The sequence below is a fragment of the Mesorhizobium sp. M1A.F.Ca.IN.020.04.1.1 genome (assembly GCF_003997315.1).
GTDB lineage: Bacteria > Pseudomonadota > Alphaproteobacteria > Rhizobiales > Rhizobiaceae > Mesorhizobium.
Genome location: NZ_RZSN01000075.1, coordinates 1 through 26,114, shown reverse-complemented (window position 1 = coordinate 26,114; position 26,114 = coordinate 1). Strand labels below are relative to the sequence as shown.

The 26,114-nt window shown below is 63.5% G+C and carries 29 protein-coding genes and 1 tRNA gene; 22 read left to right on the top strand and 8 right to left on the bottom strand.

Going from position 1 to position 26,114, the window contains the following annotated elements; genetic code table 11:
- From EOA49_RS16740 to EOA49_RS16710, 7 genes are all read left to right on the top strand, one after another.
- Nucleotides 1-325: TOBE domain-containing protein (locus EOA49_RS16740; RefSeq protein WP_127243262.1), on the top strand; the 325-nt coding region annotated here is incomplete at its 5' end.
- Nucleotides 326-1,192 carry a sugar ABC transporter permease gene (locus EOA49_RS16735; RefSeq protein ID WP_066992534.1) on the top strand — a complete coding sequence of 289 codons (867 nt, stop codon included), beginning with the start codon at nucleotides 326-328 and terminating at the stop codon, nucleotides 1,190-1,192.
- 1 nt (nucleotide 1,193) lies between these two features.
- Nucleotides 1,194-2,102: a carbohydrate ABC transporter permease gene (locus EOA49_RS16730; RefSeq protein ID WP_066992537.1), complete on the top strand. Its 909-nt coding sequence runs from the start codon at nucleotides 1,194-1,196 to the stop codon at nucleotides 2,100-2,102.
- Nucleotides 2,103-2,105: 3 nt separating this feature from the next.
- Complete coding sequence (locus EOA49_RS16725; RefSeq protein ID WP_067319787.1) at nucleotides 2,106-2,393, top strand: DUF2160 domain-containing protein; 288 nt, start codon at nucleotides 2,106-2,108, stop codon at nucleotides 2,391-2,393.
- 77 nt (nucleotides 2,394-2,470) lie between these two features.
- The gene (locus EOA49_RS16720; protein WP_127241811.1) at nucleotides 2,471-4,201 is read left to right on the top strand and encodes an ABC transporter substrate-binding protein; all 1,731 of its coding nucleotides are present in this window, start codon (nucleotides 2,471-2,473) and stop codon (nucleotides 4,199-4,201) included.
- A 90-nt stretch (nucleotides 4,202-4,291) separates the two neighbouring features.
- Entirely contained in the window at nucleotides 4,292-5,785 is a 1,494-nt protein-coding gene (gene glpK / locus EOA49_RS16715) for a glycerol kinase GlpK (protein ID WP_067319790.1), read from the top strand.
- A gap of 32 nt (nucleotides 5,786-5,817) precedes the next feature.
- On the top strand, nucleotides 5,818-6,297 hold the full coding sequence (locus EOA49_RS16710; RefSeq protein WP_067319793.1) for a DUF6882 domain-containing protein: 480 nt from the start codon (nucleotides 5,818-5,820) through the stop codon (nucleotides 6,295-6,297).
- Nucleotides 6,298-6,364: 67 nt separating this feature from the next.
- Here the strand turns inward: EOA49_RS16710 and EOA49_RS16705 are convergent, their stop codons facing one another.
- On the bottom strand, nucleotides 6,365-6,820 hold the full coding sequence (locus tag EOA49_RS16705; protein WP_066992550.1) for a BA14K family protein: 456 nt from the start codon (nucleotides 6,818-6,820) through the stop codon (nucleotides 6,365-6,367).
- Nucleotides 6,821-7,105: 285 nt separating this feature from the next.
- Here EOA49_RS16705 and EOA49_RS16700 point away from each other — a divergent pair.
- From EOA49_RS16700 to EOA49_RS16685, 4 genes are all read left to right on the top strand, one after another.
- Nucleotides 7,106-7,181: transfer RNA gene (locus tag EOA49_RS16700), tRNA-Lys, on the top strand.
- A gap of 496 nt (nucleotides 7,182-7,677) precedes the next feature.
- Nucleotides 7,678-8,217 carry a J domain-containing protein gene (locus tag EOA49_RS16695; protein ID WP_067319800.1) on the top strand — a complete coding sequence of 180 codons (540 nt, stop codon included), beginning with the start codon at nucleotides 7,678-7,680 and terminating at the stop codon, nucleotides 8,215-8,217.
- A 183-nt stretch (nucleotides 8,218-8,400) separates the two neighbouring features.
- A complete protein-coding gene (locus EOA49_RS16690; RefSeq protein WP_066992556.1) occupies nucleotides 8,401-8,586 on the top strand; it encodes a hypothetical protein in 186 nt (61 codons plus the stop codon).
- 100 nt (nucleotides 8,587-8,686) lie between these two features.
- On the top strand, nucleotides 8,687-9,832 hold the full coding sequence (locus EOA49_RS16685) for a hypothetical protein (protein ID WP_127243261.1): 1,146 nt from the start codon (nucleotides 8,687-8,689) through the stop codon (nucleotides 9,830-9,832).
- 30 nt (nucleotides 9,833-9,862) lie between these two features.
- Here the strand turns inward: EOA49_RS16685 and dprA are convergent, their stop codons facing one another.
- Genes dprA through EOA49_RS16665 form a run of 4 tightly spaced genes read right to left on the bottom strand, consistent with a single transcriptional unit; the run spans nucleotide 9,863 to nucleotide 13,873 of the window.
- Complete coding sequence (gene dprA / locus EOA49_RS16680; RefSeq protein WP_127240660.1) at nucleotides 9,863-10,990, bottom strand: DNA-processing protein DprA; 1,128 nt, start codon at nucleotides 10,988-10,990, stop codon at nucleotides 9,863-9,865.
- Nucleotides 10,987-11,568 (bottom strand): glycerol-3-phosphate 1-O-acyltransferase PlsY, encoded by a 582-nt coding sequence (gene plsY / locus EOA49_RS16675; RefSeq protein ID WP_127240659.1) that lies wholly within the window; start codon nucleotides 11,566-11,568, stop codon nucleotides 10,987-10,989. Before plsY ends, dprA begins: the two co-directional genes overlap by 4 nt.
- Nucleotides 11,569-11,624: 56 nt before the next feature.
- Entirely contained in the window at nucleotides 11,625-12,911 is a 1,287-nt protein-coding gene (locus tag EOA49_RS16670; RefSeq protein ID WP_095800782.1) for a dihydroorotase, read from the bottom strand.
- On the bottom strand, nucleotides 12,908-13,873 hold the full coding sequence (locus EOA49_RS16665; protein WP_095777744.1) for an aspartate carbamoyltransferase catalytic subunit: 966 nt from the start codon (nucleotides 13,871-13,873) through the stop codon (nucleotides 12,908-12,910). Before EOA49_RS16665 ends, EOA49_RS16670 begins: the two co-directional genes overlap by 4 nt.
- A 182-nt stretch (nucleotides 13,874-14,055) precedes the next feature.
- Between EOA49_RS16665 and EOA49_RS16660 the strand changes: the two genes are divergently transcribed.
- From EOA49_RS16660 to EOA49_RS16650, 3 genes are all read left to right on the top strand, one after another.
- Nucleotides 14,056-15,684 (top strand): DNA alkylation response protein, encoded by a 1,629-nt coding sequence (locus EOA49_RS16660; protein WP_127240658.1) that lies wholly within the window; start codon nucleotides 14,056-14,058, stop codon nucleotides 15,682-15,684.
- 152 nt (nucleotides 15,685-15,836) lie between these two features.
- Complete coding sequence (locus tag EOA49_RS16655) at nucleotides 15,837-16,397, top strand: hypothetical protein (RefSeq protein ID WP_127240657.1); 561 nt, start codon at nucleotides 15,837-15,839, stop codon at nucleotides 16,395-16,397.
- Complete coding sequence (locus EOA49_RS16650) at nucleotides 16,397-16,738, top strand: DUF6105 family protein (protein ID WP_066992578.1); 342 nt, start codon at nucleotides 16,397-16,399, stop codon at nucleotides 16,736-16,738. The genes EOA49_RS16655 and EOA49_RS16650 overlap by 1 nt, the downstream gene beginning before the upstream one ends.
- On the opposite strand, the gene ruvX is transcribed toward EOA49_RS16650, so the two are convergent.
- Nucleotides 16,680-17,162, bottom strand: a complete 483-nt coding sequence (gene ruvX / locus EOA49_RS16645; RefSeq protein WP_127240656.1) for a Holliday junction resolvase RuvX — start codon at nucleotides 17,160-17,162, stop codon at nucleotides 16,680-16,682. The genes EOA49_RS16650 and ruvX overlap by 59 nt on opposite strands.
- A 107-nt stretch (nucleotides 17,163-17,269) precedes the next feature.
- Here ruvX and EOA49_RS16640 point away from each other — a divergent pair, with 107 nt between their 5' ends.
- From EOA49_RS16640 to EOA49_RS16620, 5 genes are all read left to right on the top strand, one after another.
- Nucleotides 17,270-17,977: a metal-dependent hydrolase gene (locus EOA49_RS16640; RefSeq protein WP_127240655.1), complete on the top strand. Its 708-nt coding sequence runs from the start codon at nucleotides 17,270-17,272 to the stop codon at nucleotides 17,975-17,977.
- Nucleotides 17,978-18,114: 137 nt separating this feature from the next.
- Nucleotides 18,115-18,402: an Asp-tRNA(Asn)/Glu-tRNA(Gln) amidotransferase subunit GatC gene (gatC, locus tag EOA49_RS16635; RefSeq protein ID WP_095800780.1), complete on the top strand. Its 288-nt coding sequence runs from the start codon at nucleotides 18,115-18,117 to the stop codon at nucleotides 18,400-18,402.
- Between the two features lie 7 nt (nucleotides 18,403-18,409).
- A complete protein-coding gene (locus tag EOA49_RS16630) occupies nucleotides 18,410-18,868 on the top strand; it encodes a GNAT family N-acetyltransferase (protein ID WP_127240654.1) in 459 nt (152 codons plus the stop codon).
- On the top strand, nucleotides 18,868-20,433 hold the full coding sequence (locus tag EOA49_RS16625; protein WP_127240653.1) for an amidase family protein: 1,566 nt from the start codon (nucleotides 18,868-18,870) through the stop codon (nucleotides 20,431-20,433). Before EOA49_RS16630 ends, EOA49_RS16625 begins: the two co-directional genes overlap by 1 nt.
- An 82-nt stretch (nucleotides 20,434-20,515) precedes the next feature.
- The gene (locus EOA49_RS16620; RefSeq protein ID WP_127240652.1) at nucleotides 20,516-21,313 is read left to right on the top strand and encodes a YdcF family protein; all 798 of its coding nucleotides are present in this window, start codon (nucleotides 20,516-20,518) and stop codon (nucleotides 21,311-21,313) included.
- Here the strand turns inward: EOA49_RS16620 and EOA49_RS16615 are convergent.
- Entirely contained in the window at nucleotides 21,286-22,005 is a 720-nt protein-coding gene (locus tag EOA49_RS16615) for a DUF599 domain-containing protein (RefSeq protein WP_127243260.1), read from the bottom strand. The genes EOA49_RS16620 and EOA49_RS16615 overlap by 28 nt on opposite strands.
- A 168-nt stretch (nucleotides 22,006-22,173) precedes the next feature.
- Between EOA49_RS16615 and EOA49_RS16610 the strand changes: the two genes are divergently transcribed.
- From EOA49_RS16610 to EOA49_RS16600, 3 genes are all read left to right on the top strand, one after another.
- Nucleotides 22,174-23,577, top strand: a complete 1,404-nt coding sequence (locus EOA49_RS16610; protein ID WP_127240650.1) for an L-serine ammonia-lyase — start codon at nucleotides 22,174-22,176, stop codon at nucleotides 23,575-23,577.
- A gap of 139 nt (nucleotides 23,578-23,716) precedes the next feature.
- Complete coding sequence (locus EOA49_RS16605; RefSeq protein ID WP_127240649.1) at nucleotides 23,717-24,154, top strand: DUF1489 family protein; 438 nt, start codon at nucleotides 23,717-23,719, stop codon at nucleotides 24,152-24,154.
- Between the two features lie 123 nt (nucleotides 24,155-24,277).
- A complete protein-coding gene (locus EOA49_RS16600) occupies nucleotides 24,278-24,976 on the top strand; it encodes a molecular chaperone DnaJ (RefSeq protein ID WP_127240662.1) in 699 nt (232 codons plus the stop codon).
- Between the two features lie 41 nt (nucleotides 24,977-25,017).
- On the opposite strand, the gene EOA49_RS16595 is transcribed toward EOA49_RS16600, so the two are convergent.
- Nucleotides 25,018-26,114 (bottom strand): D-alanyl-D-alanine carboxypeptidase (locus EOA49_RS16595; protein WP_127243259.1); only part of this gene is annotated, 1,097 nt, incomplete at its 5' end.

The following is a 26,114-nucleotide window of genomic DNA, read 5'->3' as shown; positions in this document are numbered from 1 at the left end:
GCTTCCGGTTGCGCTCGAAGGCAGGACGGCGTTGCTCGGCTCGCAGCGCATCGAACTGCCGGGCGCACCCAAGGCCGAAGCCGGTCCCGTCGAGCTCGGCATCCGTCCCGAATATGTCCGGCTCGGCCGCGAAGGCATGGCGGTTTCCGTCAGCAAGGTCGAGGATGTTGGCCGCCACAAGGTGGTTCGCGCCAATCTCGAGGGCAAAGAGATCGCCGCCGTCATCGGCGAGGACGATGAGGTGCCGACCGAACCCAGGGTCCGCTTCGATCCGGCCGGCATCAACATCTATGCCGATTCATGGCGCGTCGAGATGGGGGCGTAGATGGAAAAGACCTGGAACAACAAAGCCTGGTTCCTCGTCCTGCCGGTGTTGGTGCTGGTGGCCTTCTCGGCCGTCATTCCGCTGATGACCGTCGTCAACTATTCGGTGCAGGACACGTTCGGCAACAATGTCTTCTTCTGGGCCGGCACCGAGTGGTTCGAGGAGTTGCTGGCGTCCGACCGCTTCTGGGAAGCGATGGCGCGCAACCTGATCTTCTCCTTCATCATCCTGGCGATCGAGGTGCCGCTCGGCATCTTCATCGCGCTCAACATGCCGAAGAAGGGATGGGGCGTGCCGGTCTGCCTGGTGCTGATGGCGCTGCCGCTGCTCATCCCATGGAACGTTGTCGGCACGATCTGGCAGGTGTTCGGCCGCAACGACATTGGCCTGCTCGGCTACTACGTCAACGCATTCGGCATCGACTACAACTATGTCCAGGATCCGATCGACGCGTGGGTCACCGTCATCATCATGGACGTGTGGCACTGGACGAGCCTGGTCGTGCTGCTCTGCTATGCCGGCCTGGTTTCGATCCCGGACGCCTTCTACCAGGCGGCCAAGATCGACGGCGCCTCGCGCTGGGCGGTGTTCCGCTACATCCAGTTGCCGAAGATGCAGCGCGTGCTGCTGATCGCGGTGCTGCTGCGCTTCATGGACTCCTTCATGATCTATACCGAGCCCTTCGTCGTCACCGGCGGCGGTCCCGGCAATTCGACCACGTTCCTGTCGATCGACCTCGTCAAGATGGCGCTCGGTCAGTTCGATCTCGGTCCGGCGGCGGCCATGTCGCTGGTCTATTTCCTGATCATCCTGTTGTTGTCGTGGGTGTTCTACACCGTGATGACCAACTACGACGCGGAGCGCTGAGATGGCGAGCGCAAACGAGACGACACGCGTAAGCGAAGCGGCGGTCACCGAGGTAGGCAGCACCCTTTCGCAGGACGAGGTGGCGAAGCTGATGCGGCGCCGGGGCGAGGAATCGCGCTGGTGGTGGATTGTGCCGACACTCTACATCGTCGTGCTGCTGCTGCCGATCTACTGGCTCATCAACATGAGCTTCAAGACCAATGCGGAGATCGTCTCGTCGCTGACGTTGTTCCCGCACAATCCGACGCTGGCAAACTACCGCACCATCTTCACCGATGCGTCCTGGTATTCGGGCTACATCAATTCGATCACCTATGTGGTGATGAACATGGTGATCTCGGTGGCCGTGGCGCTGCCCGCGGCGTACGCCTTCTCGCGCTACCGCTTCCTCGGCGACAAGCACCTGTTCTTCTGGCTGTTGACGAACCGCATGGCGCCGCCGGCGGTGTTCGCCCTGCCGTTCTTCCAGCTCTATTCGGCCTTCGGCCTGATCGACACGCATATCGCGGTGGCGCTGGCGCACTGTCTGTTCAACGTGCCGCTGGCGGTGTGGATCCTGGAAGGCTTCATGTCCGGGGTGCCGAAGGAGATCGACGAGACCGCCTATATCGACGGCTATTCCTTCCCGCGCTTCTTCGTAAAGATCTTCATGCCGCTGATCGCCAGCGGCATCGGTGTCGCCTGCTTCTTCTGCTTCATGTTCTCTTGGGTGGAGCTTTTGATCGCCCGAACGCTGACGACGACCGACGCCAAGCCGATCGCGGCCACCATGACCCGCACCGTCTCGGCCGCCGGCATGGACTGGGGGCTGCTCGCCGCAGCCGGCGTGCTGACGCTGATCCCCGGCGCGCTCGTGATCTGGTTTGTGCGCAACTATATCGCCAAGGGCTTCGCCCTGGGGAGGGTGTGATCGATGAACCTCGACTTCTCCTGGATGGCGTGGACGTTGCCGACAGCGGCTTTCTTCGGAACCGTATTGCTGCTGCTGGTCGGCATGGCGGCCTGGGAATATGCCTCGCCCGGCGGCAATCCGCGCGTCGGGATCCTGCGCTTCGAAACGACGCGCGGCGACCGCCTCTTCCTGTCGCTGCTCGGCAGCGCCTTTATCCATCTCGCTTGGCTGGGTCTCGTTGGACCCAACCTGTGGTGGGCTCTCGCTCTCTCCGTGGTCTACGCGATCGGCGTATTCCGATACGTATAGAGGGGGAAATAGTTGGAGCGGCCGCGTGCCGGCGGCCGGTCCAGATCGCACTTGCAACCTAAGACTGGAGGAAACACATGCGACGGCAAATTTTTACATCAACGACAGCCATTGCACTATTGCTGGGCGTAGGTAACGCCTATGCCGGTATGGACGAGGCAAAAGCCTTTCTCGACAAGGAGATAGGTGATCTGTCGACGCTTTCGCGCGCCGATCAGGAAAAGGAAATGCAGTGGTTCATCGACGCAGCCAAGCCGTTTGCCGGCATGGACATCAAGGTCGTGTCGGAAACCATCGCCACCCATTCCTATGAAGCGCAGGTGCTGGCGCCGGCCTTCTCGGCCATCACTGGCATCAAGGTCACCCACGACACGATCCAGGAAGGTGACGTCGTCGAGAAGATCCAGACCCAGATGCAGACCGGTCAGAACCTCTATGACGGCTGGGTCAACGACTCCGACCTGATCGGCACGCACTGGCGCTACCAGCAGGTGCGCAACCTGACCGACTGGATGGAAGGCGACGGCAAGGACGTCACCAATCCGAATCTCGACCTGAAGGACTTCATCGGCACCTCGTTCACGACGGCGCCCGACAAGAAGCTCTATCAACTGCCGGACCAGCAGTTCGCGAACCTCTACTGGTTCCGCTACGACTGGTTCAACGACGAGAAGAACAAGGCCGACTTCAAGGCCAAGTACGGCTACGACCTCGGCGTTCCCGTCAACTGGTCGGCCTATGAGGACATCGCCGCGTTCTTCACCGGCCGCGAAATCGATGGCAAGAAGGTCTACGGCCACATGGACTACGGCAAGAAGGACCCGTCGCTCGGCTGGCGGTTCACCGACGCCTGGCTGTCCATGGCCGGCAACGGCGACAAGGGCATTCCGAACGGCCTGCCGGTCGACGAATGGGGCATCAAGGTCGACGAGAATTCGCGGCCCGTGGGCTCCTGCACCGCGCGCGGCGGCGACACGAATGGTCCGGCTGCCGTCTACTCGATCCAGAAATACCTCGACTGGCTGAAGGCCTACGCTCCGGCCGAAGCGCAGGGCATGACCTTCTCCGAATCCGGCCCGGTTCCGGCGCAGGGTGGGGTGGCCCAGCAGATCTTCTGGTACACCGCTTTCACTGCCTCGATGGTCGACGCCAGCGCCAAGGCGGTGCTGAACGACGACGGCACGCCGAAGTGGCGCATGGCGCCGTCGCCGCATGGTGTCTACTGGAAGGACGGCATGAAGCTCGGCTACCAGGACGTGGGTTCCTGGACGTTGATGAAGTCGACGCCGACCGACCGCGCCAAGGCCGCCTGGCTTTACGCCCAGTTCGTCACCTCGAAGACCGTCGACGTGAAGAAGAGCCATGTCGGCTTGACCTTCATCCGCGAGAGCACGATCCACGACAAGAGCTTCACCGAGCGCGCTCCGAAGCTCGGCGGCCTGATCGAGTTCTACCGCTCGCCGGCCCGCGTCCAGTGGTCGCCGACCGGCACCAACGTGCCTGACTATCCGAAGCTCGCTCAGCTCTGGTGGCAGGCGATCGGCGATGCGTCGTCGGGCGCCAAAACCGCGCAGGAAGCGATGGACTCGCTTTGCGCCGAGCAGGAAAAGGTCATGAGCCGCATCGAAAAGTCGGGCGTCCAGGGCGATATCGGCCCGAAGATGGCCGAAGAGCATGATCTCGAATACTGGAACAAGGACGCGGTCTCGAAGGGCAACCTTGCGCCGCAGTTGAAGATCGAGAACGAAAAGGAAAAGCCGATCACCATCAACTACGACGAGCTGGTGAAGAGCTGGCAGCAGCAGTAACTGCATGACGCAGGCCCGCGAGCCTGTGTAGGAAATGCAGGGGAGGCGGCTTGGCCGTCTCCCCTGTTGCATGAGAAGTGGAGGGACGGAATGAGCGGTTTTGTGCTGGCCATCGACCAGGGAACGACCTCGACCAGGGCGATCGTCTTCGACAGCGAAATGAAAGTCGCCGGCACGGGCCAGCAGGAATTCACGCAGCATTATCCGGCTTCCGGCTGGGTCGAGCATGATCCGGAAGACATTTGGGCAAGCGTGCTCGCGACAGTGAAGGCGGCGCTGAAGGCTGCCGGTTGCGCAGCATCGGATATGGCCGCGATCGGCATCACCAACCAGCGCGAGACGGTGGTCATCTGGGACAAGGCGACGGGAAAACCGATCCACAACGCGATTGTGTGGCAGGACAGACGAACCGCGCCGCTTTGCCAGAAGCTCAAGAAGCAAGGGCTGGAGAAGACGTTCACGAAAAAGACCGGGTTGCTGCTCGATCCCTATTTCTCCGGCACCAAGATCGCCTGGATGCTGGACAAGGTGAAGGGCGCGAGAAAGCGCGCCGAGAAAGGCGAATTGCTCGCCGGCACGATCGACAGTTTTCTCATCTGGCGCCTGACCGGCGGCAAGGTACACGCCACCGATGCCACCAACGCCTCGCGCACGCTGGTCTACAACATCGAGAAGAATGTCTGGGACGACGAGCTGCTGTCCATCCTGAACATACCGGCCGCGGTCCTGCCGCAGGTGAAGGACTGCGCCGATGATTTCGGTGTCACAGAAAAGAGCCTTTTCGGCGCCGAGATGAGGATTCTCGGGGTCGCCGGCGACCAGCACGCAGCGACCATCGGCCAGGCCTGTTTCGAGCCGGGCATGATGAAGTCCACCTACGGCACCGGCTGCTTCGCGCTGCTGAACACCGGCGCCGATCTGGTGCGCTCGAAGAACCGGCTCTTGACCACCATCGCCTATCGGTTGAACGGCAAGACCACCTATGCGCTGGAGGGCTCGATCTTCATTGCGGGTGCCGCCGTGCAATGGCTGCGCGACGGCATCAAGGTGATCGGCAAGGCCGAGCAGAGCGGCGCGCTGGCGGCGACCGCCGATCCGGCGCAACAAGTCTATCTGGTGCCGGCCTTTGTCGGCCTGGGCGCGCCGCACTGGGACGCGGATGCCCGCGGCGCGATCTTCGGCCTGACGCGCAATTCAGGCCCGGCCGAGTTCGCGCGCGCGGCGCTCGAATCCGTCGCCTTCCAGACGCGCGACCTGCTCGACGCCATGCGCAAGGATTGGAAGGGCGCTTCCGCCAAGACCGTGCTGCGGGTCGACGGCGGCATGGTCGCATCGGATTGGACCATGCAGAGGTTGGCCGACATCCTCGACGCGCCGGTCGATCGGCCGACCATCCTGGAAACGACCGCGCTGGGTGCCGCCTGGCTTGCCGGATCCAAAGCCGGCGTGTGGCCGAAGGCGAAGGAGTTTGCCAAGACCTGGGCTCTCGATAAGCGCTTCAAGCCGGATATGGACGCCGCCACCCGTTCCGCCAAGCTGAGTGGCTGGCGCGACGCAGTGCGCAGGACGCTGAGTGTGCAATGAGGGGCGCGGGAGACACGGCAAGGCGAGGGGGCATGAAGCATCCGGACTGGTACCCCGCATGGCGTGACGAGGCTTTCGACCAACTGAACGCCAAGAACCATCGTTTGGAGGATGAATTCCGCCTCGGCAGCTGGCAGCGCTACGACTATGACTTAACCACCGGAAAACTGCTTTTTTCGGCAGATGGTGTCGTCAAGGTGGTCGCTCACATACAGATTGCCGGCTCTACAAGCGCCAAGGCGGACAACTGGCTATGGGCTTGGGCAAATTCAAATTTGCCGGGCGACCTTCTCAGCGACGCCAAACTGGTTCGGTCATTCGGCGAGGAGAAGGGCATAGACGAACTGGCGCAGGCTTATGTGCTCGACGTGGCCGATGACCTCGAAGCGCTTGGTTGGGGACTGACTGGTGCCATGGTTCGGATTTGCAACGCGCTCGGAGCCTATCGCTCACCGCGAGGGGAAGGCGGGGGCCTGTACCTGATATTGAAAAGCGTCAACTGGGCCAGCTGAATGAACAGAGAGCCCGTGCCTTGCGGCACGGGCTCGGTCAACGACCCTGGATACTGACTGGAGGCTGTCAGTAGGGCGAAACGCACTGCTGACGCGGGCCGTTGTAGGGCTGGAAAGTGTTGTCCGAGGCGCGATAAGACCGATAACGGTCATAGCACCACTGCACATGCGCATCGCCGCCACGATAGACGCGGTTCTGGCTGTTGATGATGGCGCCGGTAATCAGCGCGCCGGTGGCGAAGGCAGCGAGCGGGAACCAATAATCGCCATGCCGGCGATAGCCGCGGCGATATTCACGGTAGCCGCGATGGCCATTCCAGTAGACGACGCCGTCCCGACGCGAGAAATCGCGGTTGAAGCTGCGGTGTCGTCTCCAATCCCGATACTGCACGGTCTGGACATCCGACCAGAGGCCCTGGGATTGTGGCACATAGGCCGGCTGAGCGTTGACCGGCACCATCTCCGCCGCGATGAACGACGCCGAGAGGGCGGCTGCCATCAGGCCTGATGCGATCCTTTTCATCGATGTACTCCTCAAGGGTTTGGTAATCGTCCCTGTGTTGCGAAACGAGCCTGGGTTGCAATGGTTCCCGCATCTCCATCAACCTGTTGTTATCGTAGGGCTTTCTGAAGCGGCCCGGGTCCGGGTGATTGGTGGAGGCACCGAAAGCTTGTCCCGGCCACCTTAAGCGCTCCCTTGGAATCCGTTCAAAAATCCGCCTTGGAAGCCGGTGTTTTTCCGGTTGACCGGTCGCGGCACTCTCCCTATGTTCCGCGCAATTTCGAGGGCGGCGTTTTGAGCCCGCGGGAGCGCGTAGCTCAGCCGGTAGAGCAACTGACTTTTAATCAGTAGGTCATGGGTTCGAATCCCATCGCGCTCACCAAATATCCAGGCCATTTCAACGAGATAAGGTTTCGACTTCGAGACGGCAGACCGCTTCTCACGCCCCGGCTTATCTGTGGCTGCCAGATTCGTGATTGGCACCGAGAAAGCCCGGCAGCCGAAACGACCCGACCAGGTGGCATTTGGTCTTCCTGTCTCGTCTTGGGACGGGAATGCTTGGCATTGGCTTTGCACCGCAGACATGGCCGGCTTGATCCCCGGCAGCTCGTCGGGCTTGAAGGCCGTTGTTGGGGGCCTCGCCCGGCGAGTTCTTCCCAAAGCGCTTCGATGCCAGCTCGCGTTAAGTTGACGGCATCCTTGGCGCAGCATCCCGCCTAGGCCGCTCAACAGCTTCTGTGAGTTCTGACTGCCAGATTCCGCAAGATCGCTTGCGCAGAGACACTCATGCTCGGCATGCGGCTTGCGCGGGCAGGACGGTTGCGCGATGCTGCGGTTGGGGAGTGGTGTCGCAATATCGATTCTGTGGAATCACCACTATGTTCGTTGACTACTATGAGCTGCTCGAGATCAGCCCGAACGCCAATTCGGAAACGATCGAGCGGATATTTCGTTACTTTGCCATGCGCTACCATCCCGACAATCGGGATACCGGCAATGAGTCACGCTTCAGCGAAATCGTAGAAGCCCACAATACGCTCAAGGATCCAGTCAAACGCGCCCAATACGATGTCCAGTATAGAGACCATTTGAGTGTTCGCCGCGAGCTCGCCGAAGAAGCCAGCGATGCCAAAGGGCTTGAACGGGACGTTGTCATCCAGGCCAAGCTGCTGTCGCTTCTCTATGTAAAACGTCGACAGGACGTCAACAATCCTGGCATTGGCGATGAAGAGCTCGAACGCTTGTCGGGCTGCCCGCGAGAACATCTGGAATTTCATCTTTGGTATCTGAAGGCAAAGAGCTGGATAGCAAGGATCGAAAACGGGATGTTCGCGATCACCGTAGACGGCATCGATCGCGCCAATTCAGAGCATCGCCGTGAAACCGTCGCAACCAGGCTGCTGGATCATGCAACTTGACGGTGCCCTCTGATACTGCCGGCTGATCGGTTGCTTTTACATTCGCGATTGCTTGTGTTCGAATTCCGCCGGGGCCATGGTTGCCCGGCGAGTAGGATCGATCCGGTGTGGGCCGGCCGCGCCATGCCTGGTTCCGTGCAACCTGGCAGGTAGCGTCAGGATGGCGGCCCAAGGGAGGATAAATTGCCCGAGAAGAAGGTGATTGCCGTCAAAGACTGGACTTGCGCCATGAGTGACGAACTCGGCCGCGTGGCCCTGACCGTCAATCCGACAGACGGTGAGCCGATCCTGGTCTTGCTGACGATCTTTCAGGCGGCAAAGATGGGGCGCGAGCTGCAGTCGCCGAAACGCGTTCAGTTTTCCATCTAACTGGGGATCGAGACGTCGGCAAAGGCTGGAGCGGCACCCCAACCTTGTCGCCAGGCGGGGTGGCGGCTAAGCTCGATGCTTCCCGAAGGAGAGCTCGACCATGGCACTTGACCTTTCGGTGGATGCTTCAGCCGCTAAAGCGGCGACGCTGCCTGGCAAATATCTGTTTGGCCCGGTCGCCGATTTCCTCATGCTCGGCGGCAGCGCGTTTCTGATCCTGCCCATCCTGTTCCTGGTGCCGCTCGAATATGAAGGCCTCGTCGCTGCAACCATGGTCGTCGTGGCATATCTGGTCAACTACCCCCACTTCGCCCACTCGTACCAGATTTTCTATCGCAATTTCGGGCGCAAGGTGAGAGGCAACGGATACGAGAAGAGCCTGCAGCTTCGCTACATTTTGGCGGGCATCGTCGTCCCCCTGATCATGGCCGCGTTCTTTGCATATGGCGCGGCAAGGGCGGACACTCAGCTGCTGGGATACGCAGCCAACGCCATGTTCTTCTTCGTCGGTTGGCACTACGTCAAGCAAGGCTACGGCATGCTGATGGTCGACGCCGTCCTGAAGCGTAAATTCTTCGACAATCGTGACAAGAAGGTGCTGCTGGTCAACAGCTATGTCGTGTGGATCCTGGCATGGCTCCAGACGAACACGGCGGTGACCCAAGGGAAATATTACGGCCTGGAATATTACACATTCGCGGTCCCTTCCTGGATAACCAACATTGCCCTGCTAGCGGCCGTCGCCTCGACGGCGGCCACGGTTCTGATGCTGATCAACCGCTGGCACAGAAATGGTCATGCGCTGCCGTATAACGGCATCGTAGCCTATGTCGCGTCGCTCTATCTGTGGATCCTGATTGCGAGGATAAACCCGCTCTGGCTGCTAGTGGTGCCGGCGCTCCACTCGCTGCAGTATCTGGCCGTGGTCTGGCGCTACCAGACGAACGTCGAGCGCGACGTCGCGGATGCCGCACAAAATCCGCAAGCGAAGGTACTGTCCTTTCTCGGACCTCTCTACAGGCTTAGGGTTCTGGGATTCATCGTCGGGGGTGGTGCGCTCGGATATCTCGGCTTCTGGCTTATGCCGATGGCGATGACCGCCTTGATCCCCTACGACAAGCAAGTCCTCGGGTCCTCGCTGTTCTTCTTCATCGTGCTGATCTTCATCAACGTGCACCACTATTTTCTGGACAACGTGATGTGGCGCCGCGGCAATCCTGAAGTGTCCAAATATTTGTTCCGCTAACGCTGAAGCCGCAGGTCGGAGCAGCCGGGTTCACGCCACCAGCGACACATTCCCGCCGGCATGGCGCTCGAGGCGTCCGGCGAGGTCGAGCTCCAAGAGCACCATGGCGATCTGCGCGGCGCTCAGGCCTGTGTGGCGGATGATCTCGTCGACCGCGATCGGCGTCGGGCCGAGCGCTTCCAGCACGTCGGCGCGTTCGTCTTCGCCGGGCGGCGGCATTGCCGACAAGTGGGGCGCCTCGGCGAGCGGCATGGTCCTTGGCGGGCGAGTGCCAGCCAGCGGTGCCAGCGCGCCCAGAATGTCGGCCGCTTCGGTGACGAGCGTGGCGCCGTCCTTGAGCAGCGCATTGCTGCCGGCGGCACGCGGGTCGAGCGGCGAGCCTGGAACCGCGAAGACCAGTCGGCCCATCTCGCCGGCCAGCCTGGCGCTGATCAGCGAACCCGAGCGCTGTGCGGCTTCGACCACGACGAGCCCGAGCGCAATGCCGGCGACGAGGCGGTTGCGGCGCGGGAAATCCTGCGCTCGCGGCTGCCAGCCGAAGGGCATTTCCGAAACGATGGCGCCGCCGCGCTCGGCGATGTCGTCGCACAGACCGGCATTTTCCGGCGGGTAGGGCACATCGAGGCCGCCGGCCAGCACTCCGACCGTGCCGGTCGAAAGGCTCCCCTGATGCGCCGCGGTGTCGATGCCGCGTGCGAGGCCGGAGACGATGGCGTAGCCCTCGCGACCGAGGTCGCTCGCCAGCATTCTCGCCATCTTGATGCCGGCGAGCGAGGCGTTGCGGGCGCCGACGATCGCCACCGCAGGGAGACGGAACACCGCGCCTTCACCCTTCACCGCCAACAGCGGCGGCGGGTTGTCCAGGGTCTTCAGCAAAGCGGGATAGTCTGCTTCGCCGATGCCGACGAAGCGGGCGCCGGCGCGCCGGGCCGCTTCCAACTCCGCCTCGGCTTCGCCGGCGGAGGGAATGCGAGCGACGCGGTTGGCGCCGCCCGAGATCATCAGCTCGGGCAGCATTTCGAGCGCGGCTTCGGCCGAGCCGAAGCGGTTGATCAGTTCGCGAAAAGAGGCAGGGCCGACATTCGGCGTGCGGATCAGGCGAAGCCAGGCAAGCCGTTGCCGCTCGCTAAGCCGCGGGCCGGCGACCGGAGCACTCACCCCTTCGCCCCGATCTTGCCCTCGGTGCCGGCGAGCAGCCGCGAGATGTTGGCGCGGTGCTTGACGAAGACGATCAGGCTCATCAGCCCGAACAGGCCGGCGATCTGAGGCGTGCTGATGAAGTAAAGCGCGATCGGCACGACCACCGTCGCCGCGAGCGCCGCGAGCGAGGAGTAGCGGAACAGGAAGGCCATGGCGAGCCAGACAACGGCGAAGACAACCATGCCCTGCCAGGCAAGCCCGAGCAGCACGCCGAGGTAGGTGGCGACGCCCTTGCCGCCCTTGAATCCTAGCCAGACCGGAAAGAGATGGCCAAGGAGAGCGCCGAAGCCGGCGAGCAGTCCGAAGTCCGGCGAGAAATGTCCGGCGATCAGCACTGCCGCGGTGCCCTTCAGCGCATCGAGCAGCAGCGTCGCAGCGGCGAGCCCCTTGTTGCCGGTGCGCAGCACATTGGTCGCGCCGATGTTGCCTGAACCGATCTGGCGGACATCGCCGAGACCGGCCGCGCGGGTAATCAACAGCCCGAACGGAATCGAGCCGAGCAGGTATCCGAAGATCAGTGCGAGCCCGTAACCCATTGTTTCCCCACCTATTTCAGCCGATCCAGCTGCTTCCGGCTTTGGTCGATTGATGTTCAGGCCGAAAACACTGTGCGGCCCGCTACCATGGTTTGCAAGACTTTGCCCTGAAGGCGCGCGCCTTCGAAACAGGTGTTCTTCGACCGCGAGTGCAGGCCGCTCTCGCTGACGATCCAGGGCTCGTCAAGATCGACCAGCGCAAGATCGGCCGCGGCACCCGGCTTCAGCGTGCCGCCGGGCAGGCCGAACAGTCTTGCCGGCGCGGTGGACAGGGTCTCAACCAGCCTGAGCAGCGGCACATCGCCATTGTGGTAGAGCCGAAGTGCTGCGCCAAGCAGCGTCTCCAGCCCGATCGCCCCGGCGGCGGCATCCGCGAAAGGCAGTCGCTTGGTATCGACATCCTGCGGGTCGTGCGAGGAGACGATGAGATCGATCGTGCCGTCCTTGATCGCCTCGACCATCGCCATCCGGTCGTCCTCGGCGCGCAAGGGCGGGGTGAGCCGGAAGAAGGTGCGGTATTCGCCGACATCGTTCTCATTGAGCGACAGATTGTGGATGGCGACGCCCGCCGTGACATTGGCGCCGTCGGCCTTTGCCCGGCTCACCGCGCCAACCGCCATTGCAGTCGAGATCTTGGCGGCGTGATAGGCGCCGCCGGTCAGCCGCGCCAGCGCCAGGTCCCGCTCCAGCGGGATGAGCTCGGCCTCGCGCGGGATGCCGGAAAGGCCGAGCCAGCTCGCATAAAGGCCCTCGTTCATCACGCCGGCCGAGGCAAGGTCGGCATCCTGGGTTTCATGCGCGATCACGCTACCGAAATCGCGGGCATAAGTCAGCGCGCGGCGCATGACCAAGGCGTTGGCGATCGTGTGTCGACCATCGGTGAAGGCCACGGCGCCGGCTTCGCGCAGCAGGCCGAACTCGGTCATCTCGCGGCCGTCGAGACCCTTGGTGATTGCCGCCGCTGGGAAGATGTTGACGCTTGCGGTGTCCCTTGCCGTGCGCAGCACGAATTCGACCAGCGCCACATTGTCGATCACCGGATTGGTGTCAGGCATCATGACGATGGAGGTGACGCCGCCGGCTGCCGCAGCGACGCTTGCCGAGGCGATGGTCTCGCGGTGCTCACCGCCGGGTTCGCCGATGAAGACGCGGGCATCGATGAGACCCGGAATAATCGTCTTGCCGGCGCAGTCGATGACGACAGCGCCTTCGGGCGCGCCCTGGTTCAGCGCCGCCTTGCCGGCGGCGACGATCCGGCGGCCGTCGACGATTACCGCACCGATCTCGTCGACACCGCGCGAGGGGTCGACGATGCGGGCCTTGTTGAAGACCGTCACGCTCATGCGCCGCGTCCCTCCTGGTTGCGACGCGGGTCTAACAGCGCTTGCATAACCGCCATGCGCACGGCTACGCCCATCTCGACCTGTTCCTGGATGACGCTCTGCGGCCCGTCGGCGATCTCCGAGGCGATCTCGACGCCGCGGTTCATCGGCCCGGGATGCATGACCAGCGCATCCTCCTTGGCCGCTTTCAGCTTCTCGGCGTCGAGGCCGAAATAGCGGAAATATTCGCGGATCGACGGCACGAAGGCGCCTTCCATGCGCTCGCGCTGCAGGCGCAGCATCATCACGACGTCGGCGTCCTTCAGTCCTTCCGCCATCGAGCGCGACACGATCACGCCCATCCTGTCGATGCCCGCGGGCAGCAGCGTGGAGGGTGCGACCACCCGCACCTGCGCGCCGAGCGCGTTCAAGAGCATGATGTTGGAGCGGGCGACGCGCGAATGCAGAATGTCGCCGCAGATCGCCACGATCAGCTTCGACAGCGGTCCCTTGGCGCGGCGTATGGTCAGCGCGTCGAGCAGCGCCTGCGTCGGGTGCTCATGCGCGCCGTCGCCGGCGTTGACCACCGAGCAGCCGACCTTTTGCGCCAGAAGCGCTGCCGCGCCCGCCGACTGATGGCGGATGATCAGGATATCCGGACGCATGGCGTTGAGCGTCATGGCGGTGTCGATCAGGGTCTCGCCCTTCTTCACCGAAGAGCTCGCCACCGACATGTTCATGACGTCGGCCCCGAGCCGTTTTCCGGCGAGCTCGAAGGACGATTGCGTGCGGGTCGAGGCCTCGTAGAAGAGGTTGATTTGTGTCCGGCCGCGCAGCGTCGAGGTCTTCTTTTCAGATTGCCGCGAGATCGAGACGGCCCGGTCGGCGCGATCGAGCAACAGCTCGATATCAGCGGGGGAAAGATCGCGGATGCCTAGAAGATGGCGGTGAGGGAACAGCGGCAGGGACGAAGCGTCGGTCATCTCAAGGCGCTGCTATAGGGTGCGGTCCGGCCAGCCGCAAGCGCCAGCTTTGGATTGCGCGCGTTCTCCCCGGTATTTTCGTCGCGCGCCTTGCATTGCTTGGCTATAAGGCCCGATGGCTTCGGATTCGCGACCGCGGCCTTGAGATGGTAAGGACCTCTCTGCCAACTGAAGGATTGGGCGTGACCGACGAGGTGATCAACCAGCCGCCGCCACTGACGGGCGGCAACGCATGGCGGGGCGATCCGTTGCTCATCCAGCTTGCCGAGCGTTTTTCCGATTCCGTCCGCAAGGATCTGGACGGGCTCGGCAGGTTCGTCATGACGCAGGAAGCACAGGAACTTGCCCGGCTCGCCAACACCGACACACCGAAGCTCAGGACGCATGACCGCCAGGGCCGACGCGTCGATCTGGTCGAGTTTCATCCCGCTTATCACGCGCTCATGCGACGCTCGGTTGCCGGCGGCCTGCATTCCTCGGTTTGGGAAAACGGCGATGCCGAGATCGGCCGCCGGCATCAGGTGAGGGCGGCGCGCTTCTACCTGACCGCGGAGCTCGAGACCGGACATCTTTGCCCCATCACCATGACCAGCGCTTCGCTGGCGGCGCTGATGGCGAGCCCAAAGCTGTTCCGCGAATGGGCGCCGCGCGTGACAACGCGCAAATACGACCAGAGCCAGAAGCCGCCGGTGCAAAAGACCGGGCTTACCCTCGGCATGGGTATGACCGAGAAACAGGGCGGCACCGACGTGCGCGCCAATGTCACAAAGGCCGAGCGCGCGGGAAACGGCTTCTATCGGCTGACCGGGCATAAATGGTTCATGTCGGCGCCGATGTCCGACGCCTTTCTCGTGCTCGGCCAGGTGCCGGAAGGGCTTTCATGCTTCCTGGTTCCGCGCATTCTGGGCGACGGCTCGGGCAATGGCTTCCGTTTCCAGCGCCTGAAGGACAAGCTCGGCAACCGCTCCAACGCCTCGTCGGAGGTCGAGTTCGCCAATGCCATCGGCGAGATGGTCGGCGAGCCGGGCGCCGGGATCAAGACGATCATGGACATGGTCACGCTGACCAGGCTCGACTGCGCCGTCGCTTCGTCAGCGCTCATGCGCGCCGGGCTGGCCGAAGCCGTCCACCACGTGCGCCATCGCCAGGTGTTCGGCACCAGTCTGGTCGATCAACCGCTGATGCAGCGGGTCCTTGCCGACATGGCGCTCGACGTTGCCGCCGCGACGGCGCTGTCGTTCCGGCTGGCGCGTTCCTTCGACGAGGCGGCGAGCGATCGCGGCGAGGCGGCCTTTGCACGCGCCATGACGCCGGTGGTCAAATACTGGGTATGCAAGATCGCACCGGCCTTGCTTTACGAGGCGATGGAGTGCCTCGGCGGCAACGGCTATGTGGAGGAAGCGCCGCTTGCTCGCTATTACCGTGAGGCTCCGGTCAACGCGATCTGGGAAGGCTCCGGCAACGTCATGGCGCTCGACGTGCTGCGTGTGCTTGGCCGCGCGCCAGGCCTGTTCGAGGAGGTGCTGGCCGGCATCGACCGCGACCTCGGCGCCGGCGGGCGGGGCACCATCAGCGTGCTCAATGCGGCCATGCAGGTGGCTTCGACCGACCAGGGCTCTGCTCGCCTGCTGACCGAACAGCTGGCGCTTTCGGCGGCGGCGGCGGAGCTGCGCCGGCTGGGGGCAGGGCGGATCGCCGACGCCTTCGTCGAAACAAGACTCGGCGGCCAATGGCGCACCACCTACGGCATGCTCGATTCGCGCCATGACGCGCGCATGATCATCGACACGCTTTACCCGCCGCTGAATTGAGCGGCCTGAAAGGCGTTCGATCGCCGGCCTGTGGATTGCCGTTAACCTTAACGAATGGTTTCCGTTGCGGGGAGGCTTCGCGGAGCCCACTCTGTCCACCGGAGTAGGGAAATGTTAACCATGACGATCCCGTGCTCCCAGGCAGGAAGCGCATGCGGCACGTTTTGACATCATTTCTGGCCTTGCATTGGGCGGTTGTCTTCGCCCTGCTGGCCTACATCTGCATGGATGGCAATCGCGGCATCGCGTCGGCGCTCGGCGTGCTTGGCGTCTCGCTGCAAAGCAGCCGTTTCCCGGATCTCGATCATGCTCTCGTCGTGGCGCCGCTCGCGGTCGCTCTGCTGATCGTCGCGCTGCTGTTCTGCTGGGCCTTCGTCGAGACGCTGCTCAACATCGCGACAAGGCCGGATGCGGGCGATACGGTGGTGCGGATAGCCTTCATCTGCGCCTCCTTCCTGCTTTCGGTGATTCTCGTCGGCGGCGCCGCGCAAGGCATCAACGGGCTGTTCATGGTCGTCGCCATCCAGATGACGGCGCTGCTCGCCTCTTATGTCGCGGTGCTCGCCGAGCGACGCTCGGCTCTCGCCGCGATGACCTTGCATGAAGGCGAAGCCCCCCTGGTTTCCCATCGCATGGCAGCGGGCGTCGCGCACAGCTCGCTCCTGTCCCGCATCTCCAGCCGGCCGGAAACCAGACCCGGAGGTCGCCGCTGATGCGCGCCTTGTTCGCATTCTGGGCGGCTCCGCTGGTCCTGTTCTGGGGCTGGTTCTTCCTGTCTCTCAACGACATCAATTTCGGCTACGTGATGCTCAGCCGCCAATTGCACGACCTGGTCTTCCAGCTTTACGGCCAGATGCTCGGCGTCGATCCGGGAATCATCCCCGGTATGGTGGCGCGGGCCTGTGTGTTCGACAGTTTCCTGCTGCTCGGGCTGGTGGCATTCCGCCGCCGGCGCCAAATCGCCGAATGGATCAGGCGGCGCCGGGAAGGCCCTGTCAGCCCTGATCAGCTTGGCCGAGCGACTGGAGTCGGTCCAACGCTCCCTGCAGAATAAAGGCCGCCGCCGCCGAATCGATCTTGCCGGCGCGCTTCTTGCGCGAGAAATCCATCTCGATCAGCGTCCGTTCCGCCGCGACCGTCGACAGCCGCTCGTCCCACAGCACGAAGGGCAGGTCGGACAAGGCGGCCATGTTGCGCGCGAAGGCGCGGGACTTCTGGGCGCGCGGACCTTCCGATCCGTCCATGTTGACGGGAAGGCCGAGCACGATCGCGCCGACATTGTCCTTCTCGAGCTGAGCCAGCAACTGGGCGGCATCGAGCGAAAACTTCTTGCGCAGGATGACCGGGCGCGGATGGGCGAAGGACAGGCTTCGGTCCGACACCGCCACGCCGATCGTCTTGTCGCCCAGATCAAGCCCGGCGAGCGTGCGGCCGCCCGCGAGAAGTGCCGGCAATTCCTCGATGCTTATGATGCCCAACCGCTCGTCCTGGTTAGTCGCCGCGCGGCTTTTTGATCGGCCGCGGGACTTTCAATTTGCTTTCGGCGTTCTATCCTCCGGCAACGAGAAAATCGAGGAATTCCTTCATGAAACTGACCTGGTATGGACATTCGGCATTCCGCATCGAGACCAACGACGCCAAGATCCTCATCGACCCGTATCTGGTCGGCAATCCGTCATGGACGGGCGGCTGGGAAAATCCAGCCGAAGGGGTGACGCATGTTCTTCTGACCCATGGCCACAGCGATCATATCAGCGGCGCCGCCGAGGTGCTGAAGAAGAGCGGCGCCATGCTTGTCGCCAATTTCGAGATCTGCATGTATCTCGTCGGCCAGGGCGTCAGCGATAAGAAGATTAATCCCGGCAATATCGGCGGTACGGTCGATTGCGGTCCCTTCACCGCCACTTTCGTCCAGGCTTTGCACTCCTCTTCGTTCGGCGGACAAGACGGTACCAACACCTATCTCGGCAATCCGGGCGGGCTCGTGCTGCATTTCCCGGAGGACAAGACGCTCTACCACATGGGCGACACCGACATCTTTTCCGATATGGGGCTGATCAACGAATTGCATGAACCGAAGATCGGCATCGTGCCGGTCGGCGATCGCTTCACCATGGGCGGCGCGGTGGCTGCCCTAGCCTGCCGCCGCTTTTTCCGCTTCGATACGGTCGTTCCCTGCCATTTCGGCACCTTCCCGATGATCGACCAGACCGCCGACAAATTCGTCGCCGGCATGGAGGGATCCGGCGTCAAGGTGGCGCTGCCCGAGATCGGCAAGGCGATCACGATCTAGGCGTTCGCCCTATGTAGTAGGGTACACTACCTAGAGCGGCGCCCGAAGCACCGCATCCCGGTCGGCGGCATGATCTATGTTGCGCCGCAAGCGCGGCGCCGCTATAGCCCGCACTGGTTTTCCCGAGGCAAATAGACATGTCCGTTGATCTTCAGACCGTGAAGCGCGTCGCGCACCTTGCCCGCATTGCCGTGAGCGAGCAGGATGCCGAGCGCATGACAGGCGAGCTGAACGCCATCCTTGGCTTCGTCGAGCAGTTGAACGAGGTGGACGTCTCCGGCGTCGAACCGATGACTTCGGTCACGCCGATGGAGATGAAGAAGCGGCAGGATATGATCACCGACGGCAACAAGGCGGTCGACATCGTCGCCAACGCGCCGGCCATGGAAGAGAATTTCTTCCTCGTTCCCAAGGTTGTGGAGTAAGGGCAGGATGGCCGTCGAAATCGGCGTCGAGACGCCCTTGCAGGACGACGTGCGCGCGCTGGTCGCAGAACTCAACACCGCGCTGCTCGAACTGACGCCGCCGGAACATTGCTATCACCTCACCGTCGAGCAGATGGCTGGCCACGACACGACCGTGTTCGTCGCCCGCGACGCTGGCCTTGCGGTCGGCTGCGGCGCGCTGAAGCGTCATGCGGACGCGGTCGGCGAGGTCAAGCGCATGTACACGCGGCCCACGCATCGCGGCCAGAAGATCGGTGCCCAAATCGTTGCGCGGATCGAGGGTCTGGCGCGGCAGGAAGGCCTGAAGCGCCTGGTTCTGGAGACCGGCGATCGCCACCCTGCCGCCTGGGCCGTCTACGAACGCGCCGGGTTTTCGCGTTGCGGCCCGGTGCTGGAATATCCCGACTCGGAATGGTCGGTGTTTTACGAAAAGAGCCTTGCCTGATGAGCGACCTCACACATCTCACCATTTCCGAGGCCCGCGCCAAGCTGCGCGGCAAGGAGATTTCGGCTGCCGAGATCACCGAAGCCTATCTCTCGGCGATCGAGCGCGCCAATCCGGTGCTCAATGCCTATGTCGCGGTGACCGGCAACAAGGCGCGCGAGATGGCCAAGGTTTCCGACGCGAAGCTCGGCAAGGGCGAGGGCGGGGCGCTCGAAGGAATTCCGCTCGGCATCAAGGATCTGTTCGCCACCGAAGGCGTCCACACCCAGGCCTGCAGCCATGTGCTCGACGGTTTCCAACCGCGCTACGAATCGACCGTCACATCCAATCTGTGGGCCGACGGCGCCGTTATGCTCGGCAAGCTCAACATGGACGAGTTCGCCATGGGCTCCTCCAACGAGACCTCCTATTACGGCCCGGTCATCAATCCTTGGCGGCGCTCGCGCCTCGACACGGTGGTGACGCCGACGACGCATCAGGGCGACGGCGGGTTTGTCTCGGCCGGCGGCGCGAAGACCGCGCGGACGTTGGATAACGCCCAGCTGGTGCCGGGCGGCTCCTCCGGCGGATCGGCTTCCGCGGTCGCCGCCTTCCTCTGCGCCGGCGCCACCGCGACCGATACCGGCGGCTCGATCCGCCAGCCGGCAGCCTTCACCGGCACCGTCGGCATCAAGCCGACCTATGGCCGCTGCTCGCGCTGGGGCGTGGTCGCTTTCGCGTCCTCGCTCGACCAGGCCGGTCCGATCGCGCGCGATGTGCGCGACGCCGCGATCCTATTGAAGTCGATGGCCTCCTCCGACCCGAAGGACACGACGTCGGTCGATCGGCCGGTGCCGGACTACGAGGCGGTGATCGGCAAGCCGATCAAGGGCATGAAGGTCGGCATTCCGAAGGAGTACCGCGTCGACGGCATGCCCGAGGATATCGAGGCGCTCTGGCAGAAAGGAATTGCCTGGCTGAAGGATGCCGGGGCGGAGATCGTCGATATCTCGCTGCCGCACACCAAATACGCGCTGCCGGCCTACTACATCGTGGCGCCGGCCGAGGCCTCGTCCAACCTCGCCCGCTATGACGGCGTGCGCTACGGGTTGCGCGTGCCCGGCAAGGACATCGTCGACATGTATGAGAAGACGCGCGCCGCCGGCTTCGGCCCCGAGGTTAAGCGCCGCATCATGATCGGCACCTATGTGCTTTCCGCGGGTTACTACGACGCCTACTACCTGCAGGCGCAGAAGGTGCGCACGCTGATCAAGCGCGATTTCGAGACCGTTTTTGCTGCCGGTGTCGACGTCATCCTGACCCCGGCCACACCGTCGGCTGCCTTCGGCGTCGCCGACGAGGACATGAACGCCGATCCAGTGAAAATGTATCTCAACGACATCTTCACCGTGACGGTGAACATGGCCGGGTTGCCGGGGATATCGGTGCCCGCCGGCCTTGACCGCAAAGGCCTGCCGCTCGGCCTGCAGCTCATCGGCAGGCCGTTCGACGAGGAAACGCTGTTCCAGACCGCCCACGTCATCGAACAGGCCGCGGGCAGGTTCCAGCCGGACAAGTGGTGGTAGCGTTGTCCCTCATCTAGTCCGTTAGCGTTGTGGCGTCCTTTGCGCGTCCAAACGGACGCGCGGCGCCGTAATGGGGTGAGGGATGTTCTATTATCTTTCCAAGATCCTCTGGTTTCTCGTCCAGCCGCTCAATCTGGCGATCTTCCTGCTGCTCGCCGGTCTGCTGGCGGCGCTCTCCCGCCGCCCTCGGCTGGCCGGCACCGGCAGCGTGCTCGCCTTCCTGATCCTCGCGCTTTCGGCCTGGACCTCGCTTGGCGCAATGATGCTCAATCCGCTGGAGGAACGCTTTCCCAAGCCGCCGCTGCCGGACAAGGTCGACGGCATCGTCGTGCTCGGCGGCGCTTTCGAGGGCGCGATCAATCTGGCGCGCGGCGGCTATGAGCTGAACAGCGGCGGCGATCGCATGGTCGAGACGGCGATCCTCGCTAGGCGTTTTCCGCAAGCGAATGTGGTCGTCTCCGGCGGCAATGGCGAGCTTTTCCTGGACGGCGAGGGCGATGCCGACACCGCGCCGCGCCTGCTTGGCGCGCTGGGGGTCGCGCCCGATCGCCTGATTCTTGAGAACAAGTCCCGCAACACGTACGAAAATGCAGTCTTCACCCGCAGGCTGGTCGAGCCGAAACCGGGCGAGACATGGCTGCTGGTGACGTCTGCCTTCCATATGCCGCGCGCCAAGGCGCTGTTCGACAAGGCCGGTTTTCCAACCGTCCCTTGGCCGGTCGATTACCGGACCTCAGGCAAGGAAGGCATCGGTCTGTTCCGCGACAATCCGGCCGATTCGCTGCAGGCGACCACCATGGCGATCCGCGAATGGATCGGGCTCTCCGCCTATTGGCTGTCGGGCCGCATCGATCAACCTTTCCCGGCGCCGGGCGGCTGACCGAGCACTGCCTGGCGCGCGGCCGAGAAGAACTGGCGCCGCACAAGCACGGCAAGCAGCACCAGCGTCGACAGCACGAACACCGTCGGGCCGACGAACGAGCCGAGATAGCCGATCGAGAAGAAGACGGCGCGCAGGCCGGAATTGAAATGCTTGCCGGCAAGCACGTTCATGCGGGTGGCCCGCCACACCGCCGCCCCGCTAACCGGATTGCGCGAGGCCTCGCCATGCGGGACCGGCACGGCACCGATCAGGATCGAGCAGTAGTTGAACAGCCGGTAGGCCCAGCCGAATTTGAAGAAGGCGAAGGCGAGGATCAGCACCAGGCCGAACATCTTGGTCTGGAAGGCTTCGCGGGAGGATGCGGAGGCCAACGGCAGGTCAGCCATTATGGTTAGAACCCGGTCGGAAGCCCCGAGAAGGGCAAAGCAGCCGCCGAGCGCGATCAGAGAGCTCGAGGCAAAGAAGGCGGTGCCTTGCTGCAGCCCGGACATGATGGCGGTGTCGACTATGCGCACCTCGCGCTCGGCCATGTTGCGCATCCAGGCTTCGCGCTGAGCGTTGATGGCCGTGGTCAGCGACCTGCGGCTAACGAGCTTGCCGTCGGAGGCCAGCGTATGCAGCACCCAGACGACCAGGAAAAAGGCCAGAGCGGCCAGGTCTGTCGCCGAAAGATGAAGGGAATCGCCCATACGTTCTTTTACCACAGGCTGGGCGCTTCGACGGCGGAAGCAAGCGGTACATGTCGCTGCCGGAGCAAACAAGGTCGGCTGACGCCGCGCCGCGACATGCAAAACAGCGGAAACATCGCGAGAATTCCTATATGTAAGTTTTGAGCGGCCTCCAGGAGACAGCGGCGCGTGTTCCTTTCGGTTTTCGACCTGTTCAAGATCGGCATCGGTCCATCGAGCTCGCATACGATGGGGCCGATGACGGCTGCCCGCCGTTTCCTCGACGAGATCCTCGCCGACGACTGGCCGCGCCCGGCCGGCGTCAAGGTCGATCGCATCGGCGCCAGCCTGCACGGCTCGCTCGCTTATACCGGGATCGGCCATGGCTCGGACCGCGCCGTCATCCTCGGACTGGCCGGCGAGACGCCGCAGACAGTCGATCCGGATGAGGCGGATAGCATCGTTGCCCGCATCGGAACGGAGAAACGGATTTCGCCGCCTGGGCATCCGGCCTACCGCTTCGACCCGGCCAAGGATCTGGTGCTCGACCGCAAGACGCCGTTGACCGGCCATGCCAACGGCATGGTCTTCTATGCCTACGATGCGTCCGACCGGCTGCTGCTCAAGCGCATCTATTATTCGATCGGCGGCGGCTTCGTCGTTTCCGAGGAAGAGTTGCAGCGCATGAAGTCCAAGGGCTCGGTAACGACGGAAGGCAAGAAGGTGCCTTATCCGTTCAAGAACGCCGTCGAGATGCTTGCGATGGCGGCCAAGAGCGGGCTTTCGATCGCCGAGATGAAGCGGTCCAACGAGGAAACGCATATGTCGCGCGAGGAGCTGGACGCCGGCCTCGACGCGATCTGGAGCGCCATGAAAGGCTGCATCGACCGCGGGCTGTCGCAGGACGGCATCATGCCGGGCGGACTGAAGGTGCGGCGCCGCGCACGCCAATTGCATGACAAGCTGCAGGAACAGTGGCAGCAGAACCGGCCCAACCCCTTGCTAGCCAATGACTGGCTGTCGATCTATGCCATGGCGGTGAACGAGGAGAACGCCGCCGGCGGGCGCGTGGTGACTGCGCCGACCAACGGTGCCGCCGGCACGCTGCCGGCGGTGCTGCGCTACTGGCTGCATTTCCATCCCGAAGCCGACCAGCCGAGCATCCGCGACTTCCTGCTGACGGCCGCCGCCGTCGGCGGCATCATCAAGTCAAACGCTTCGATCTCGGGCGCCGAGGTCGGCTGCCAGGGCGAAGTGGGATCCGCTTCGGCAATGGCGGCGGCCGGGCTTTGCGCGGTCATGGGAGGCACTCCGGAGCAGGTCGAGAACGCCGCCGAAATCGCGCTCGAGCACCACCTCGGCATGACCTGCGATCCGGTCGGCGGCCTGGTGCAGGTGCCCTGCATCGAGCGCAATGCGCTGGGCGCGGTCAAGGCGGTGACAGCCGCCTCGCTCGCCATCAAGGGCGACGGGACGCATTTCGTGCCGCTGGATGCTGCGATCGAGACCATGCGCCAGACCGGTCTCGACATGAACGAGAAATACAAGGAAACCAGCCTCGGCGGACTCGCTGTCAACGTGGTCGAGTGCTGACCTTGCCCTTTCCACCGGCGGGCTTGGTTTGCCGAAGCGATCGAAACGGCCGCGCTGGCCTCATGATTTGGCTGCAGTCGGCCTGTGCATAATCCCGCTTGGCGTTGAATGCCTCCGGCGCTGTCGCTAGATTGCGGGCATGTCTCTGAATCTCGTCAAACTCTGCGTCGGCTGCGACAGCGTCGAGGACCTGGAAGAGTGGATCGCCCTCCGTCTCGACGAGCGGTGCCGCGCCGGCGAGCCGGCCGAGCACTGGCACACCACGCGCATGGTGCCGACGCGCGGTGGGGAGATCACCGATGGCGGCTCGCTCTACTGGGTGATCAAGGGCAACGTCCAATGCCGGCAGCTGATCACGGAGATCCGGCCTTTCGTCGACGGCGAAGGCATCGGCCGCTGCCATCTCGTGCTTGATCCCGAAGTGGTGCGCACCGACTGGCAGCCGCGCCGCGCCTTCCAGGGCTGGCGTTATCTTAAGCCCTCCGATGCGCCGGCCGATCTCGGCAAGGGCAGGGCCGCATTGGCCGAGATGCCGCCGAAACTGCGCCTGGAGCTTGCGGATCTCGGCCTGCTGTAAGACTCCAGGTCCTCATCTTCCGCTTGCTGGCCCTTCGAGCGGCCCGGTGTGGGGCTTGCAAGCACCGCCCCTGCGCCACATCTTGATTTCGATGCACAATCATTTGAATGGCGGTGCAAACTGATGGGCGTGATCATCGCATTGGCAGCCGTGCTCCTGGTGCTTTTCGGCGCCGCGACAATCTTTGTGCGTGCCGACGCAGCGAGGATGGCGGACAGTCTCAGAACGCTTGGGCCCGCGCTGTTGGGCCTGATCGGCGCGACGATGCTCGTGGTCGGCCGCAGCAGCTTTGGCGGCCTGCTGATGATTGCGGCTGCAGGCTGGTATGCCTGGATGCGGGCGAGGCGACCGCCACCGAAACTTGTCGTGGCCAAACGCTCAACCGTGCGCACCGCGGCTCTCGAAATGGAGCTCGACCACGACAGCGGCAAGCTCGAAGGCCTTGTTCTCGCCGGCCATTATGAGGGGAGAATGCTGAGCGCCATGGGGATCGCCGAGCTGCAGCAACTCCATGTCGAGCTGCGGCCGGACCCGGAGAGCCGCCAACTGCTAGAGACGTATCTTGACGGCCGTTTTCCCGTCTGGCGCAAGGACGCGCAGCCGGACAGTGGCGAAGGGCTGGGTGTTGCGCCAGGTGCGGGCGCCATGACTAAGGAGGAGGCCTACAAGATCCTTGGTCTTGAAGCGGGGGCTGCCGCGGCGGATATCCGCAAGGCGCACCGCCGCCTGATGCAGCGCCTGAACGCCGATGTCGGCGGCACGTCTGTCCTGGCGGCGCGGATCAATGAAGCCAAGGACGTCTTGCTCTCCAATCACGACTAGTCTCCTTCGACGCGGAACTTCCCGGGAGGTTCAAAAGCCGCCTATTGCTGGACGGCGTAGCACTCGATCTTCTTTCGCTTCAGGGCGTCGCAAGCTTTCCAGGCTGCGTCCTTCGAGCCGAAACCGCCGAAGCGGGCGCGGTAGTAGGTGACGCCGCCCTTGTCGAACGCGACCGTGAAGCCCGATGCGTCGGCCAGCACCTTCGGCGCCTGCTTGGTCGTCTTGTCGAGAAGCGCCTGAGCCCCCGATTGCGTCGGCGAGGACGCGACCTGCACCACCCATCCCGACGGCAGCGAGGCCGTCTTGACCGGATCGATGGCCGGGGCGGCGGCTGCGGCCGGCTCGGCGTAAGCGGCAACCGTCTGGGACGTGGCTTCGGGCTGTGATGCGGTTTCGGTCTCTGAGGTGGTTTCTTGGGGCGCGGCTGCCGGAGCCATGGCGGCCACCGCAACCGTCTTCACCTTCCTGACCTGGATCACCGGCTTGGTTTCCTCAGCGACCGGCGCGCTGTCATCGGCTGAAGCGACTTCGTCGACAGCCGGTTTTTCGTCCGGAGTCGGCGCGTCATGCTTGGGCAGGAGGACCTTGGCCAGAGCCTTGATCGGATTGCCGCCGCCCGCCTTGGCGATCAGGTTGCCGCCGCCGCGGGTCGAGGCGCGCGGAAGGTAGGTGTTGATCAGTGAAGCCATCTGGTTGTCGCGGCTGCGGCCGGAAGCGCCGCCCATCACCACTGCGACGAGGCGGCGATCGCCATCGGCGACTGAGGAGACCAGGTTGTAGCCGGAAGCGCGCGTGTAGCCGGTTTTGATGCCGTCGACACCCTTGATGCGGCCGAGCAGGCGATTATGGCCGTTGATGCGCTGGCGGCCATAGAGGAACGAGCGCTGCGAGAAATAGCCGTAATATTGCGGGAAGTGCTCGCGGAGCGCGATGCCGAGCATCGCCATGTCGTGCGCCGTGGTGAACTGGCCCGGATCGGGCAGGCCATTGGCATTGCGGAAGACAGTGCCGTTCATGCCAAGCTGGCGTGCCTTGGCCGTCATCATGCGGGCAAAATTGTCTTCGCTGCCGCCGAGCAACTCGCCCAGCGCGGTCGCCGAGTCGTTCGCCGACTTCGTCACCATCGACAGGATCGCGG

Excerpts from the sequence above, each read along its gene's own strand:
- EOA49_RS16735 (WP_066992534.1), top strand. The coding sequence starts at position 326 with ATGGAAAAGACCTGGAACAACAAAGCCTGGTTCCTCGTCCTGCCGGTG.
- EOA49_RS16640 (WP_127240655.1), top strand. The coding sequence starts at position 17,270 with ATGAAACTGACCTGGTATGGACATTCGGCATTCCGCATCGAGACCAAC.
- EOA49_RS16730 (WP_066992537.1), top strand. The coding sequence starts at position 1,194 with ATGGCGAGCGCAAACGAGACGACACGCGTAAGCGAAGCGGCGGTCACC.
- EOA49_RS16670 (WP_095800782.1), bottom strand. The coding sequence starts at position 12,911 with ATGAGCGTGACGGTCTTCAACAAGGCCCGCATCGTCGACCCCTCGCGC.
- EOA49_RS16665 (WP_095777744.1), bottom strand. The coding sequence starts at position 13,873 with ATGACCGACGCTTCGTCCCTGCCGCTGTTCCCTCACCGCCATCTTCTA.
- glpK (WP_067319790.1), top strand. The coding sequence starts at position 4,292 with ATGAGCGGTTTTGTGCTGGCCATCGACCAGGGAACGACCTCGACCAGG.
- EOA49_RS16605 (WP_127240649.1), top strand. The coding sequence starts at position 23,717 with ATGTCTCTGAATCTCGTCAAACTCTGCGTCGGCTGCGACAGCGTCGAG.
- EOA49_RS16685 (WP_127243261.1), top strand. The coding sequence starts at position 8,687 with ATGGCACTTGACCTTTCGGTGGATGCTTCAGCCGCTAAAGCGGCGACG.
- EOA49_RS16705 (WP_066992550.1), bottom strand. The coding sequence starts at position 6,820 with ATGAAAAGGATCGCATCAGGCCTGATGGCAGCCGCCCTCTCGGCGTCG.
- EOA49_RS16695 (WP_067319800.1), top strand. The coding sequence starts at position 7,678 with ATGTTCGTTGACTACTATGAGCTGCTCGAGATCAGCCCGAACGCCAAT.
- EOA49_RS16720 (WP_127241811.1), top strand. The coding sequence starts at position 2,471 with ATGCGACGGCAAATTTTTACATCAACGACAGCCATTGCACTATTGCTG.
- EOA49_RS16630 (WP_127240654.1), top strand. The coding sequence starts at position 18,410 with ATGGCCGTCGAAATCGGCGTCGAGACGCCCTTGCAGGACGACGTGCGC.
- EOA49_RS16710 (WP_067319793.1), top strand. The coding sequence starts at position 5,818 with ATGAAGCATCCGGACTGGTACCCCGCATGGCGTGACGAGGCTTTCGAC.
- EOA49_RS16625 (WP_127240653.1), top strand. The coding sequence starts at position 18,868 with ATGAGCGACCTCACACATCTCACCATTTCCGAGGCCCGCGCCAAGCTG.
- EOA49_RS16620 (WP_127240652.1), top strand. The coding sequence starts at position 20,516 with ATGTTCTATTATCTTTCCAAGATCCTCTGGTTTCTCGTCCAGCCGCTC.
- EOA49_RS16615 (WP_127243260.1), bottom strand. The coding sequence starts at position 22,005 with ATGGGCGATTCCCTTCATCTTTCGGCGACAGACCTGGCCGCTCTGGCC.
- EOA49_RS16600 (WP_127240662.1), top strand. The coding sequence starts at position 24,278 with ATGGGCGTGATCATCGCATTGGCAGCCGTGCTCCTGGTGCTTTTCGGC.
- EOA49_RS16725 (WP_067319787.1), top strand. The coding sequence starts at position 2,106 with ATGAACCTCGACTTCTCCTGGATGGCGTGGACGTTGCCGACAGCGGCT.
- EOA49_RS16650 (WP_066992578.1), top strand. The coding sequence starts at position 16,397 with ATGCGCGCCTTGTTCGCATTCTGGGCGGCTCCGCTGGTCCTGTTCTGG.
- gatC (WP_095800780.1), top strand. The coding sequence starts at position 18,115 with ATGTCCGTTGATCTTCAGACCGTGAAGCGCGTCGCGCACCTTGCCCGC.
- plsY (WP_127240659.1), bottom strand. The coding sequence starts at position 11,568 with ATGGGTTACGGGCTCGCACTGATCTTCGGATACCTGCTCGGCTCGATT.
- EOA49_RS16655 (WP_127240657.1), top strand. The coding sequence starts at position 15,837 with ATGCGGCACGTTTTGACATCATTTCTGGCCTTGCATTGGGCGGTTGTC.